This window comes from Rhizobium leguminosarum bv. viciae, assembly GCF_012276115.1.
Classification (GTDB): Bacteria; Pseudomonadota; Alphaproteobacteria; order Rhizobiales; family Rhizobiaceae; genus Rhizobium; species Rhizobium leguminosarum_T.
In genome coordinates this window covers 1-12761 of the sequence record NZ_WIEU01000017.1, presented here as the reverse complement: position 1 = coordinate 12761, position 12761 = coordinate 1, and the positions used below count along the sequence as shown (strand labels likewise).

16 protein-coding genes and 1 pseudogene are annotated in these 12761 nt (G+C 62.6%); 14 read left to right on the top strand and 3 right to left on the bottom strand.

Annotation, left to right across the window (positions count from 1 at the left end; translation table 11 throughout):
• Positions 1–230 precede the first annotated feature (230 nt).
• A complete protein-coding gene (locus GFM02_RS24935; protein ID WP_026265095.1) occupies positions 231–599 on the top strand; it encodes a DUF983 domain-containing protein in 369 nt (122 codons plus the stop codon).
• On the opposite strand, the gene GFM02_RS24930 is transcribed toward GFM02_RS24935, so the two are convergent.
• Positions 596–1495 (bottom strand): LysR family transcriptional regulator, encoded by a 900-nt coding sequence (locus tag GFM02_RS24930; protein WP_168323097.1) that lies wholly within the window; start codon positions 1493–1495, stop codon positions 596–598. The genes GFM02_RS24935 and GFM02_RS24930 overlap by 4 nt on opposite strands.
• Positions 1496–1638: 143 nt before the next feature.
• Between GFM02_RS24930 and GFM02_RS24925 the strand changes: the two genes are divergently transcribed.
• From GFM02_RS24925 to GFM02_RS24910, 4 genes are all read left to right on the top strand, one after another.
• Complete coding sequence (locus GFM02_RS24925; RefSeq protein WP_168323096.1) at positions 1639–2250, top strand: glutathione S-transferase family protein; 612 nt, start codon at positions 1639–1641, stop codon at positions 2248–2250.
• Positions 2251–2310: 60 nt separating this feature from the next.
• Complete coding sequence (locus GFM02_RS24920; protein ID WP_026265097.1) at positions 2311–3243, top strand: pyridoxamine 5'-phosphate oxidase family protein; 933 nt, start codon at positions 2311–2313, stop codon at positions 3241–3243.
• A gap of 86 nt (positions 3244–3329) precedes the next feature.
• Positions 3330–3791 (top strand): DUF1348 family protein, encoded by a 462-nt coding sequence (locus GFM02_RS24915; protein WP_020049229.1) that lies wholly within the window; start codon positions 3330–3332, stop codon positions 3789–3791.
• 21 nt (positions 3792–3812) lie between these two features.
• Positions 3813–4373 carry a TetR family transcriptional regulator gene (locus GFM02_RS24910; RefSeq protein WP_168323095.1) on the top strand — a complete coding sequence of 187 codons (561 nt, stop codon included), beginning with the start codon at positions 3813–3815 and terminating at the stop codon, positions 4371–4373.
• Between the two features lie 129 nt (positions 4374–4502).
• Here GFM02_RS24910 and GFM02_RS35495 read toward each other — a convergent pair whose 3' ends face one another.
• A complete protein-coding gene (locus tag GFM02_RS35495; protein ID WP_003546730.1) occupies positions 4503–4634 on the bottom strand; it encodes a hypothetical protein in 132 nt (43 codons plus the stop codon).
• Between the two features lie 157 nt (positions 4635–4791).
• Here GFM02_RS35495 and GFM02_RS24905 point away from each other — a divergent pair, with 157 nt between their 5' ends.
• On the top strand, positions 4792–5496 hold the full coding sequence (locus tag GFM02_RS24905) for a hypothetical protein (protein ID WP_020049231.1): 705 nt from the start codon (positions 4792–4794) through the stop codon (positions 5494–5496).
• Positions 5497–5547: 51 nt separating this feature from the next.
• Complete coding sequence (locus GFM02_RS24900; protein ID WP_168323094.1) at positions 5548–5853, top strand: Dabb family protein; 306 nt, start codon at positions 5548–5550, stop codon at positions 5851–5853.
• Between the two features lie 242 nt (positions 5854–6095).
• On the opposite strand, the gene GFM02_RS24895 is transcribed toward GFM02_RS24900, so the two are convergent.
• Positions 6096–7322 carry an MFS transporter gene (locus tag GFM02_RS24895; RefSeq protein ID WP_168323093.1) on the bottom strand — a complete coding sequence of 409 codons (1227 nt, stop codon included), beginning with the start codon at positions 7320–7322 and terminating at the stop codon, positions 6096–6098.
• Between the two features lie 373 nt (positions 7323–7695).
• On the opposite strand from GFM02_RS24895, the gene GFM02_RS24890 reads away from it, so the two are divergent.
• From GFM02_RS24890 to GFM02_RS24860, 7 genes and pseudogenes are all read left to right on the top strand, one after another.
• The gene (locus GFM02_RS24890; RefSeq protein ID WP_020049234.1) at positions 7696–7944 is read left to right on the top strand and encodes a hypothetical protein; all 249 of its coding nucleotides are present in this window, start codon (positions 7696–7698) and stop codon (positions 7942–7944) included.
• Positions 7945–7999: 55 nt separating this feature from the next.
• Positions 8000–8671, top strand: coding sequence for a response regulator transcription factor (locus GFM02_RS24885; protein ID WP_168323092.1), 672 nt, complete (start codon positions 8000–8002; stop codon positions 8669–8671).
• Positions 8661–10064, top strand: coding sequence for a sensor histidine kinase (locus GFM02_RS24880; protein WP_168323091.1), 1404 nt, complete (start codon positions 8661–8663; stop codon positions 10062–10064). Before GFM02_RS24885 ends, GFM02_RS24880 begins: the two co-directional genes overlap by 11 nt.
• Positions 10065–10182: 118 nt before the next feature.
• Entirely contained in the window at positions 10183–10605 is a 423-nt protein-coding gene (locus GFM02_RS24875) for a lipA protein (RefSeq protein WP_020049236.1), read from the top strand.
• Between the two features lie 182 nt (positions 10606–10787).
• Positions 10788–11987 (top strand): c-type cytochrome biogenesis protein CcmI, encoded by a 1200-nt coding sequence (ccmI, locus tag GFM02_RS24870; protein ID WP_432444456.1) that lies wholly within the window; start codon positions 10788–10790, stop codon positions 11985–11987.
• A complete protein-coding gene (gene ccmE / locus GFM02_RS24865; protein WP_168323089.1) occupies positions 11984–12496 on the top strand; it encodes a cytochrome c maturation protein CcmE in 513 nt (170 codons plus the stop codon). Before ccmI ends, ccmE begins: the two co-directional genes overlap by 4 nt.
• Positions 12493–12761, top strand: a pseudogene (locus GFM02_RS24860) (heme lyase NrfEFG subunit NrfE); the annotation flags it as partial. The gene ccmE and the pseudogene GFM02_RS24860, both read left to right, overlap by 4 nt.

The following is a 12761-nucleotide window of genomic DNA, read 5'->3' as shown; positions in this document are numbered from 1 at the left end:
TCACGTTCACCACCATGTTCACGTCTGATTCGCTAGACTGTCATGCCTGGCTGCGGCCCCAAATGCTGCTTGATAAATCTGCAGTCAGCTTGCTGCCGGCATGTGCTGGGGAGCTCTGCGGCATTCTGGCGAATTGACTGGTAATTTCCTCATAATGTAATTATATTGCATGCAGTCATTGCAGATATTTGATCGCATCAATATTTGCGAAGCAAGAAAGCGAGATCGTCATGGACACGGAATATCCCCCACTTCCTCCGATGCAGACCGGCATCAAGGGACGCTGCCCGCGCTGCGGCCAGGGCCATATGTTCAACGGCTTCCTGACGTTGCAGCCGGAATGCGAGGTCTGCGGTCTCGATTATTCCTTCGCCGATCCGGCCGATGGTCCGGCCTTCTTCGTCATCTGCTTCGCCTGCATCCCGAGCGTGCTGCTCGGCGTCTGGCTGGAGGTGGCCTTTTCGGCGCCGATCTGGGTGCAGCTTCTGGTCACCGGTCCCTTCATGCTCGCCACCTGTATTCCGCCGCTGCGGCCGCTGAAGGGCTGGCTTGTCGCCAGCCAGTATTTCTACAAGGCGGAAGAGGGCAAGCTCGCCTAGGACTTGTTCAGCGTGGCGCGCAGGCGTGGCGTCGCGAAATCGAGCAGCGCCCGCAGTTTCAGGGGCACCAGTCCCTGCGCGGGATAGACGAGATGCACCGGCGCCGGCGGCGGTTCGAAATCTGGGAGCAGCGGCACCAGCAGCCCGGCCATCTCGGCGCGCGCTGCCTGGTAGGAGAGCACGCGGGTAATGCCGAGACCGGCGACAGCCGCATCGACCGCGGCCTCGGCGGTGTTAACCGCAAGGCGCGAGCGGATCGGCACGGCGAGATCATGTTTCCCCTCGATGAATATCCAGCTCAGCATCGAGGCCATGCCCTCGAAGGTGACGCAGTCATGCCGAGCGAGATCGCCTGGATGCCGGGGCAGGGTGTGCCGCGTCAGATAATCCGGGCTGGCATAGACCGTGCGGCGGATCGCGCCGAGCCTTGTGGCGATCAGGTTGCTGTCCGGCAGGTTGCCGATCCTCAGCGCCACGTCGATATGATCCTCGACGAGGTTCGATACCCGGTCGCCAAGCATCAGCCGCAGATTGATATCGGGATAGGCTTTCAGGAAATCCACCACGACAGGCAGGACATGCAGCCGCCCGAAGACGATCGGCGCGGTCATCGTCAACTCGCCCTTCGGGGCGCTGTATTCGCCGGCGGCCGTCCGTTCCGCCTCTTCCACCCGATCGAGAATTTCCCGCGCCGCCTCGACATAGGAGCGGCCGGCCTCCGTCAGCGTGATCTTCCGGTTGCTCCGCTGCAGCAGCTGGGCGTTGAGATGGGCCTCCAGTTCCGAAACCTTGCGGCTGACGGTTGCGAGCGGCGATCGCAGATGCCGTGAGGCGGCCGACAGGCTGCCCTGTTCGACAACAGCAAGAAGCACGGTCATGGCGTCGAGGCGGTCCATTCTATCCTTCCGTGAATTGGTAACATGCCTTCCAGATTAGCATTCTACTGCAGCCAGGTGGAAGGCAATAAATTACACCGCAGATGGTTCGAAGCGGCCATCGCCAACCGCGTCCCGTCGATTAGAAGATCAAAGGAACCATCATGAAACTCTACCATCACCCGCTATCCGGCCATGCCCACCGGGCTCACCTGTTCCTGTCGCTGCTTGGCGTACCCTATGAACTGGTCGAGGTCGACCTGGCGGCTGGCGCTCACAAGGCGCCGGACTTTCTGAAGCTCAATCCCTTTGGCCAGGTGCCGGTGCTCGACGACAATGGCACGGTCATTGCCGATTCCTCCGCCATCCTCGTCTATCTCGCACGCAAATACGGCCGCACCGACTGGCTGCCGGAAGAGGCGGTGGCTGCGGCGCGGATACAGAAATGGCTCTCGGTTGCATCAGGCGAGATCGCCTATGGGCCCTGTGCTGCGCGCCTGGTCACCGTCTTCGGCGCCGATTTCCGCACCGACGAGGTGATCGCCCGGGCGCACCGCATTCTGGCGCTGATCGAGGCGGAGCTCCACGGCCGCAGCTTCCTGCTCGGCGACAATCCTGTGATCGCCGACGTGGCGCTCTACAGCTACATCGCCAATGCGCCGGAGGGCAATGTCGATATCTCGGCCTATCCAAGCGTTCGCGCCTGGCTTGCGCGCATCGAGGCGCTGCCGGGTTTCGTCGGTTTTCGCAAGACCAAGATCGGCCTTGCCGCGTGAAAACCCGCCGGGGCAGCGATGTTGCCCGGTTCCCCAAATGCTGCCCCGAAGGAGGCCGTTATGCTGGAGCAGACAAGACAGGACGCCACATCGCCCTGGCATGCGGGCGAACTCGCCATGCAGCGCAGCGTCGGTGTCGCCGAACGCATGGACGGGCCGGGCCGTAATTTCGTCCGCAAGGCCATGCCGGAGCAGCACCGCGCCTTCTTTCCGATGCTGCCTTTCGTCGTGCTCGGCGCCGTTGATGCCAAGGGCGATGTCTGGGCAACGGCCAGGGCCGAGCGCCCGGGTTTCATGGCCTCGCCGGAGCCGGAGATTCTCGAGGTGCACCTACCGCGCGACGCGGCCGATCCTGCCGATGCCGGCATGGAGGATGGCGACGCGATCGCGATGCTCGGGATCCAGCTCGAGACCCGGCGGCGCAACCGGCTGAACGGCGTGATCCGCAGGACCGACGCTGGAGCATTCCAGGTGCGCGTCGGCCAGAGCTTCGGCAATTGCCCGCAATATATTCAGCTTCGCTCTTCCGCCTTCATCCGCGATCCCGATATGCCGACTGCAGTGCCGCCGCTTCATTCCGGCCAGCTCGACGATCGGGCGCTAGGGATGATCGAGGGCGCGGATACCTTCTTTGTCGCCTCCTATGTCGACCGGGAGAATGGCGAGCGGCAGGTGGACGTGTCCCATCGCGGCGGCAATGCCGGCTTCGTGCGTGTTGGCGCCGACGGCGTGCTGACCGTTCCCGATTTCCCCGGCAATCGGTTCTTCAACACGCTGGGTAATTTCCTCGTCAATCCGAAGGCGGGGCTGGTCTTCATCGATTTCGAAAGCGGCGACATGCTGCAGATGACGGGAAAGGTTGAGGTGCTGCTGGATTCGCCTGAGATCGCCAGCTTTCAACGGGCGGAACGGCTGTGGCGTTTCACGCCGGAAGAGATCGTGCTTCGCCCGGATGCCCTGCCGCTGCGGTGGAGCCTGCCTCCCGGCCTTTGAGAAATACCGTCTCGAAGCGGCTTGCCCATCATTGTACCGATCGGTACAATGATGGGCATTCAGTACAGGATCACCCCGGAGAACCCATGTCCAGCCTCGCCCCGCCTTTCACCCTTGAGACCGCCACCCAGAAAGTCCGTCTTGCTGAGGACGGCTGGAACAGCCGTGATCCCGAGCGCGTCTCGCTCGTCTATACGCCGGACAGCCGCTGGCGGAACCGCGCCGAATTCATCACCGGCCGCGCCGAGATTGTCGCCTTCCTCACCCGCAAATGGGCAAAGGAACTGGATTACCGGCTGATCAAGGAAATCTGGGCCTTCACCGATCATCGCATCGCCGTGCGCTTCGCCTATGAATGGCATGACGATAGCGGCAACTGGTTCCGCTCCTATGGCAACGAGAACTGGGAATTCGACGCCGCCGGTTTGATGCAGCGCCGCTTCGCCTGCATCAACGACCTGCCGATCCGGGAATCGGAGCGCAAGTACCATTGGCCGCTCGGCCGACGGCCGGACGACCATCCCGGTCTGACCGAGCTCGGCCTCTAAACAAGCCAAGGAAGTTCGCCGGTGAAAACTGTCTACGAACGCGCCGACGTCGTGCCGCTGCTCGCCGAAATCTTCCGCGAGCTCGGCTATGAGGGCACGTCGCTCAGCCGCATCACCGAACGCACCGGCATTGGCAAGGGCAGCCTTTATCACTTCTTTCCCGGCGGCAAGCAGGAGATGGCGGGCGCCGTTCTCGCCGATGTCGATGCCTGGTTCGAGCATGCGATCTATCAGCCGCTGAGAAAGGACGACGCCGATCGGGCGATCGCCGCGATGTGGACGAATGTGAACGATTATTTCCGCTCCGGTCGTCGCATCTGCCTCGTCGGCGCCTTCGCGCTTGACGAGACCCGCGAGCGGTTTTCAACAGTGATCGGCGATTATTTCATCCGCTGGATCGATGCCTTGCGTTCGGCGCTGATGCGGGCAGGCTGCCCTGAGGGGGAGGCGCAAACGCTCGCCGAGGAGGGCGTCGCGGGCATTCAAGGCGCGCTGGTGCTGTCGCGTGCGCTTGATGATAGGATGGTTTTCACCCGGTCCTTGGACACGCTGGCGAAACGGCTTGATGCTGTACTGCGATGAGGGGCGGTCAAACCGCTGGGACGTTTATTGTACCTATGAAAAAATCACCCGGCCACCAGTGACTGGCCGGGGCATTGATCGGGCGCTGGGCGGCGCTCGAGCTTCCATCGGTAGCGTTTTGCGTCTATTTCAGCGTTGTTGTTGAGGCTGTTGGGCCGGACGCGTATTTTCCCGTTCAGGGCGAACCTGGCGCCATTCGTTTTCCATCTGATCGACGACATGCTGGGGAATGGTGGTTTGGCTATTGGCGGGCGTCTGCATCGGAAGTCTCCTCTGTTCGTGGTAAGGCTTCGGGGCAAGAAGATGCATTGCATAAGACAAAAGGCGTGTAAATCAGTGGCTTAAACACTTTAAACGATTAAATGGAATTTAATCGATTAAGACGGTTTTAACCATGATATTTCGAGGGAAGCGCGGAATGGTTGTCCACATGGACCGGGCATTCTTTTTCGATACGGTACGGCACCGACTCTTCAAAGGAAACCTGACTCAGCCTCAGGTAGTGGGCATCACGGCGATTCTCGACGCCTGGGAAGAACGGTTTGCCGATGCCGACCGGCGGTGGCTCGCCTATATCCTCGCAACCGCTTATCATGAGACCGCCTATACGATGCAGCCGGTGCGCGAGACGCTGGCGGACAGCGATGCGCGCGCGGTCGAGATCCTCGAGACGGCCTTTGCCGCAGGCCGGCTTTCCTGGGTGAAGACGCCCTATTGGCGGCCGGACGAGGATGGTCGCAGCTGGCTCGGCCGCGGCCTGGTGCAGCTTACCCACAAGCGGAACTACGAGGCGATGAGTGTGCTGACGGGGATCGATCTCGTTGCCGACCCCGACCGGGCGATGGAGATGGGTGCGGCGGTGACGATCCTGATCGAAGGCATGCTGCAGGGCAGCTTTACCGGCCACAGGCTCGCCGATCATCTGAATGCGACGACCGCCGATTGGGTGAATGCGCGCCGCATCGTCAATGGCACCGACCGGGCGGAAAAGCTCGCCGCCTATGCCATGGTCTTCGATGCGGCGATACGTCCCGATGCGGCCCGTGGCATGCTCGCGCGGTTGAAGGCCTGGGGCGCGCATGTTATCGCCCGGCTGACACTTGGAGCGCGGCGCGTTCGATAGGATGCGCCAAGATCGCTCCATCATTTGGATAAATCTGACAGGAGCTTCCGCGTGATCCGTCATATCGTCTTCTTCACCGTGCAGGAGGAACATCTGCAGGAGGTGAGGGCCGGGCTTTCTATACTGACCGGCATTCCGCATGCGCGGCTGCTGGAAATCGGCACCAATGTGAAGACCGATCAGCTGGGCACCGAGATCGATCTCGTGGTCTATGGCGAATTCGACGACGAGGCGGCCCTTGCCGCCTATAAGGCGCATCCCGATTATCAGCTCTCGATCGATCGCGTGCGGCCGCTCCGGGAAAAGCGCATCGCCGCCGATTACGACAGCCGCACGGCGGAGACGCGGCCGCTCTGAATTGCCCAAGCATTTAACTGCCAAGTGAGATTCAATTGAAATTTCAAATGGATGACTGGTTGTCCGGATTCGGATCGTTGCGAAGCTGACTCAGCTTCTGAGCCACCGAACTCTACTTTCGAAAAAGCGGCGGCAAGCGATTCAAAAGATTCATCAAAAGCGGCTGCTGGTTCATGGTCTGGCTGCCGCAGCGGTTGCGGCGCGCCGGCGAAAAGCCGCTCTCGTCCATGCGTGGATGATAATCAAGAGATATTAAGAATGGCTGATTCCGACGCACGGGCGCCGCGTATCAGCGCCATCAGCATCAGCACGAAGATGAGCGACAATGCCGCCAGAACGGCGCAGGCGGCGAGCGCCGGGCCGGTGCCGGCGCGGTCGAGGATGGCGGTGAAGATGACGGGGGCGATGGCGTTGGCGAGATTCTGCGGCAGCGACAGCCGGGCCGATTGCAGTCCGAATTCGCGCGGTGAGAACAGCGCCAGCGGCAGCAGCGCGCGGGCGACGGTCATGACGCCGGTGCCGAACCCGTAAAACAGGACGAAGGTGACGAGCAGCGGCGTCGACGGGCTGGCAACCAGCATAATGAGGAAGCTCATCATCATCAGGCTGATGCCCATTGCCGCGCTGAGCACGGGGTTGCCGCGCCGGCCGAGTAGCATGTCGAGGAAGCGTGCCGATATGCCGAGGATGCCGCGCGCCGAGCCGAGCTGCAGTGCAAAGGCCGGGGAGGCGCCGGACTGGCGGAAAATCTCGAGCAGCGATGGCGAGATGCCGAAAGTGACGAAGGTCGAGATCGTCGTCGCCGCGGCGATCAGCAGAAAGGCTTTGCGCTGCTTGGCCTTCGACAGCGGCACCGGAGCGATTTCGGCTGTGCCGCCGTCGACATGTATTGCGATCGGCTTCGGCAGGGCGAAAAGATGCAGCGGCAGGCAGACGAAGAATTGCAGCGCCGCACAGACCAGGAAGGTGAGGCGCCAGCCGACCGCCTCGTTGAGGAGGCTGAGGATCGGCCAGAAGATGGCGCTCGAAAGCCCGGTGAACAGCATCAGGATGGCGATGACGCGTTTGCCGTTCGCTCCTTCGCGCTCGACGACGGCGGTATAGGCCGGCGCCGAGAGGCCGAATGCGCCACCGATGCCGATGATGATCCAGGCGCTGGCATAGAGCATGATGCCGTTTGCGGCAGCAAGCAGAAGCAGGCCAAGCGCAAAGGTCAGCGAGGAGGCCGAAAGCACCCGGGCAGCACCATAGCGGCCGAGCCAGCGGCCGGTTGCCGGACCAACGATGGCGCTGACCACCATCATGATCGTCAGGCCGGCAAACACCACTTCGTTGGCCAGGCCGAGATCGGGCGCCACGACGCGGCCCATGACCCCGAGCATGTCGAAGGTCGTGCCCCAGCCGATCAGCTGGGTAACGGCAAGGACGGTGACCGTCTGCGCCGAGCGGAAGCGGGAGGATTTTGGCATAGGTGCTGAAACGGTCTGAAATGTGGGGCAGCAAGGGCATAACAGTTTCAACCGGCCGGTGAAAGCTGCGGGCGGCAGGAAAGAGAAGAGCCGGCCGATTCGCAGACAAAGACTGTGGTGTCGGTCCCGCCGGCTTCCCGCCTTTACCGGAGGTGATGAAGAATGCGTGGATACCAAGGTTGAGGGTATCGTTTTTGGACGCAACGGCCGCCGCCGGAGCTTGCTGCGGCGGCAATTTAGAGGCGCTGAAACCGGCTGTCCCGAACAGTCGAGAACAGTTCTAAACGCCCTGCATTACAGCGCATTCATTTGCCATTCAGGTCGCGTGAGTACATATTCGGGGCAAGTTGGCATTACCTTGGAAGCATAACACATGGCCTTTCCTCTGAGCGTCGCAGCATTGGCCGCCGGACTGGTGGTATCGGCGCCCTCACCGGACGCCGCGGGCACTTTTGTCGTGCGTATCGGAGGCGATTGCAGCGCCGCTGCAGCCCAGGTCGTCGAGCAGACGGGCGGCCAGCTCCTGTCCGTGCAACCGGTGGGCGATACCTGCATCATCACCGTTCTCGTGTCCGGCAATGGCCAGCGTCCACGCAAGGTGACGGTAAAGGTTCCGATGTAGGCGGAATCGGCTTATTCAGGACATTGAACGATTTGAAGCGGACGAAGGCGGACCGATGCGCATCCTGGTAGTCGAAGACGACGTTAATCTGAACCGGCAGCTGGCCGACACGCTGAAGGAGGCGGGCTATGTCGTCGACCAGGCGTTCGACGGCGAGGAAGGCCATTTCCTCGGCGACACCGAGCCCTATGACGCCATCATCCTCGACATCGGCCTGCCGGAGATGGACGGGGTCACCGTTCTTGAAAAATGGCGCGGCGCCGGCCGCGGTGTGCCGGTACTGATCCTGACGGCGCGCGACCGCTGGAGCGACAAGGTCGCCGGCATCGACGCCGGTGCCGACGACTACGTCACCAAGCCCTTCCATGTCGAGGAAGTGCTGGCCCGCATTCGGGCGCTGATCCGGCGCGCGGCCGGGCATTCCTCATCCGAGATCATCTGCGGGCCGGTGCGGCTCGATACCAAATCCTCGAAGGCGACGGTCAACGGCACGACGCTGAAGCTGACCTCGCACGAATATCGCCTGCTTTCCTATCTCATGCAGCACATGGGCGAGGTCGTCTCGCGCACGGAACTGGTCGAGCATATGTACGACCAGGATTTCGACCGTGATTCCAACACGATCGAGGTCTTCGTCGGCCGCCTGCGCAAGAAAATGGGGGTCGACCTGATCGAAACGGTGCGCGGTCTCGGTTACCGTATCCAAGCGCCGAAACATGCGAATTAAGTCGCTCACCGCACGTGTGTTGTTGCTGACCACGGTCTGGTCGACGGTGGCGCTGGTGGTGATCGGTCTGCTGATCTCCACCCTTTACCGCAAGAGCGCCGAACGCGGTTTCCAGGATCTGTTGCGGGCGCAGCTCTATAACGTCATCAATTCGGTGACGATCGGCGATCAGGGCGCGCTCAGCGGCAGCCCGCAGCTCGGCGACCTGCGTTTTGCCCAGCCGAAGACCGGCTGGTACTGGGTGGTGGAGCCGCTCGGCACCTATACGACCGCACCGCTGGTGTCGCCTTCGCTCGGCTCGGCGCTCATTGCGGTTCCCTCCGTCGTCGAAGCGCCCTTCGACAAGAATTACGAGCGCTACTACCAGGTGACGGATGTTTCCGGGAACCGCGTGCAGGTGGCCGAAACCGAAGTGGTGCTCGATACCGACGGGCGCGCGGCGCGCTTCCGCGTCACCGGCAACGTCGATGTCGTCGAAGACGACGTGCGCACCTTTTCCCACAGCCTCTATCTGGCGCTCGCCGGTTTCGGCGTCGGCAGCCTGATCGTCAACGCGCTGGCGATTCTCTACGGCCTGAAGCCGCTCGACAAGGCACGCGCCGCGCTGGAGCGCATCCGCGCCGGCGAGAGCGAACAGCTGAAAGGCGACTTCCCGCGCGAAATCCTGCCGCTCGCCAACGAGGTAAACGCGCTGATCGACAGCAATCGCCGCATCGTCGAGCGAGCCCGCATGCAGGTCGGCAATCTCGCGCATTCGCTGAAGACGCCGATCGCCGTGCTCCTCAACGAGGCGCGCGTGCTCGAAAAATCCCATGGCGAGCTGGTGCGCAGCCAGGCGGAATCGATGCAGGGGCAGGTGCAGTCCTATCTCAATCGGGCGCGCATCGCCGCGCAGCGCGAATCCGTGCTCGCCCGCACCGATGCCGAGCCGGCGCTTGAACGGCTGGTGCGCGTCATGCGCCGGCTGAACGTCGATACCGAATTCGATCTCGTCGTCTCGCCACCGCATCTGGCCGTTGCCATGGAGCAGCAGGATCTCGAGGAGACCGTCGGCAATCTCCTGGAAAATGCGGCGCGTTTTGCCAAGAGCAGGGTGCGGCTTTCGGCCGTCGAGGCCGGCGAGGATGTGAAGGGGGTAGAGGCGAGCGCGCGCCGCCACTGGGTGGAGCTCGCCGTCGAGGATGACGGGCCGGGCCTGGAGCCGGACCAGATCCGCGAGGCGCTGAAGCGCGGCCGCAGGCTCGACGAAAGCAAACCCGGAACCGGGCTCGGCCTTTCGATCGTCACTGAGATTTCCAACGAATACCAGGGACGGCTCGAGCTTTCCCGTGGTGAATGGGGCGGGCTGAAGGCCAAGCTTATCCTGCCCGGCGTCACAAAGGATGTTGCATGAGCAACTGCTTGATGTCACAAAGATACTGGCAAATGTATAGCATGCTTTGCCTTAATGCTGACACGGGGACGCTGCACTTCGATCGGCTGAAATTGACCCCTGATCGTGGTTCGACGCAATGATTTTACGCTCGCAAGGCATGATCGTTTCCGCTCTTCTCGTCGCCGTCGCGCTGTCCGGCTGCACGACGACGAAGAGTGCTGCTTCGCGCGGCATTTTTTCGAGCAAGCCTTCGGCATCAGCCGCCTTCATCACCGCGTTGCAGGGCGGCATCGTCGGCCGCAGCGGTGTGACGCTGAACGACAGCGACAAGCAGCGGGCGCTAGAGGCGGAATATCGGGCCCTGGAAGGGGCCGCCGTCGGTCAGCCGATGCTCTGGACCGGCAAGGACGTGACCGGCAAGGTCGTGGCGGCTGCGCCCTATCAGGTCGGTTCGCAGAACTGCCGGCAATATACCCACACGCTGACCGTCGACGGCAAGGACACGGTGGCGCGCGGCGCTGCCTGCCGCAACGACGACGGCAGCTGGTCGCCGCTCTGAATTGCGACCAATAGAGCGCCGCGCGTCCGACAGGACGCGCTAAGGACGCTCTATCGCTTTAGATGGCGCATAATCCTTTCCGAAAATCGATTCCGATTCTCGGGGTTATGCGCTAGCCTCAAATCTTCGTCATTCCGGCTTTGGCAGTTGGAATGAAGGCGCGCTTAACGTATTTGGGCGACATGCTGTTCTGGATTCTCGTTGCCGTTATGACGGCAGCCCTCGCCGTTATCCTGCTCTACCCCCTTCTGCGCGGAGCGAAGGCGGCGGAGAATATCCGCGCGGGCGAGGCGGCGGTCTATCGCGACCAGTTGCGCGAACTTGACCGCGACCTCAACGGCGGGCTGATCACCCCGGAGGAGGCCGATTACGCCAGGGCAGAAATCGGCCGGCGGCTGATCGCAGTCTCTGCCGATGAGCCGGCTGAGACGCCGAAACCCGCACGGCATCACCGTTTCACCGAGGCCTTCGTCCTTCTGCTCCTGCCGGTTCTCGGCCTCTGTCTTTATTTGACGACGGGCAGGCCGGACCTGCCCTCGCAGCCGCTGGAAGCGCGGCTGGAAAACCCCGGCAACGACGTGGCGGTGCTGATCACCAAGGCGGAACGGCACCTGGCTGAGAAGCCCGATGACGGCAAGGGCTGGGACGTGCTGGCGCCGATCTATTTCCGCACGATGCGCGTCAACGACGCGCAACTGGCCTATCGCAATGCTATCCGGCTTCTCGGCCCGAGCCCCGTCCGGCTCGATGGCCTTGCCGAGACGCTGATGGCGGCCTCGGACGGCGTGGTGACGGAGGAGGCGCGGCAAGTGCTGGAACAATCGCTGACGCTCGAACCTGACAATCCGCGTGCCCGCTTCTACATCGCCCTCAGCATGGAGCAGGCGGGACGGCCCGATGAGGCGCGCCAGGCCTTCGAGGCGCTGGCGAAACAATCGCCTGATGATGCGCCCTGGCTGCCGTTGGTCAACGAGCATATCGCCATGAACGGCGGCGCGAAGCCAGGCGCCAATCCGGCTGCCCCAGGCGCCAACCCGGCTGCCCCAGGCGCCGGTCCGGCTGCCCCGGGCGCCGGTTCGGCTGCCCCCGGCAATCCTACGCAGCAAGATGTGGCGGCGGCCGAGACTATGAGCGCCGGCGACCGGCAGCAGATGATCCGCGGCATGGTCGAGAGCCTCGACGCCAAGCTCAACGAAGATCCGAACAATTTCGAGGGCTGGATGCGGCTCGTCCGCTCTTACGCCGTATTGAACGACAAGGATCGCGCTGCCGGCGCCCTGAAGCGCGGGCTTGCGGCCTTTCCGCCGCCCGGCGAACAGGGCAGGCAATTGCTGGCGCTTGCCAGGGAACTCGGCATAGCCACGGAGGGAGCGACGCAATGACGCGCAAGCAGAAGCGCCTCGCGGTGATATCAGGCGGCATGGGCTTCATCATCGCCGCCGTGCTGCTGGTCATGTTCGCCTTCAGCCAGTCCGTTGCCTATTTCTACATGCCGGCGGATCTCGCCAAGACGCCGGTGGCGCCGGAAACCCGCATCCGGCTCGGCGGGCTGGTCGGCGAGGGCAGTGTCGTGCGCGGCACCGGCTCGACTGTGGAATTTGCCGTTACCGACGGCAGCACTAATGCCGTGAAGGTCAAATATACCGGCATTCTCCCCGATCTTTTCCGCGAGGGCCAGGGTGTCGTGACAGAAGGCATGTTCGCCGCCGGGACGAACGTCTTCGTGGCCGACACCGTGCTTGCCAAGCATGACGAGACCTATATGCCGAAGGACGTGGCCGACAGGCTGAAATCCCAGGGGCTGTGGAAGGAAGGTCAAGGCCAGGAAAACCCTGGGAAGGAAGCTCAGGGCCAGGAAGTGAAAGGACAGCAAGTGAAGGCGACGCCATGATCATCGAGATCGGCCATTACGCGCTGGTGCTGGCGCTGGCCACGGCGCTCATACTCTCGATCGTGCCGGTCATCGGAGCCCGTCGTCACGACCGGGCGATGATGGATGTGGCGACGATCGGCTCGCTGGCGATGTTTGCGCTTGTCACCTTCTCCTTCGCCGTGCTGACCTATGCCCATGTCGTCTCGGATTTCTCGGTCGAGAACGTCTGGGAGAATTCGCATTCGCTGGTGCCGCTGCTCTACAAATATTCCGGCGTCTGGGG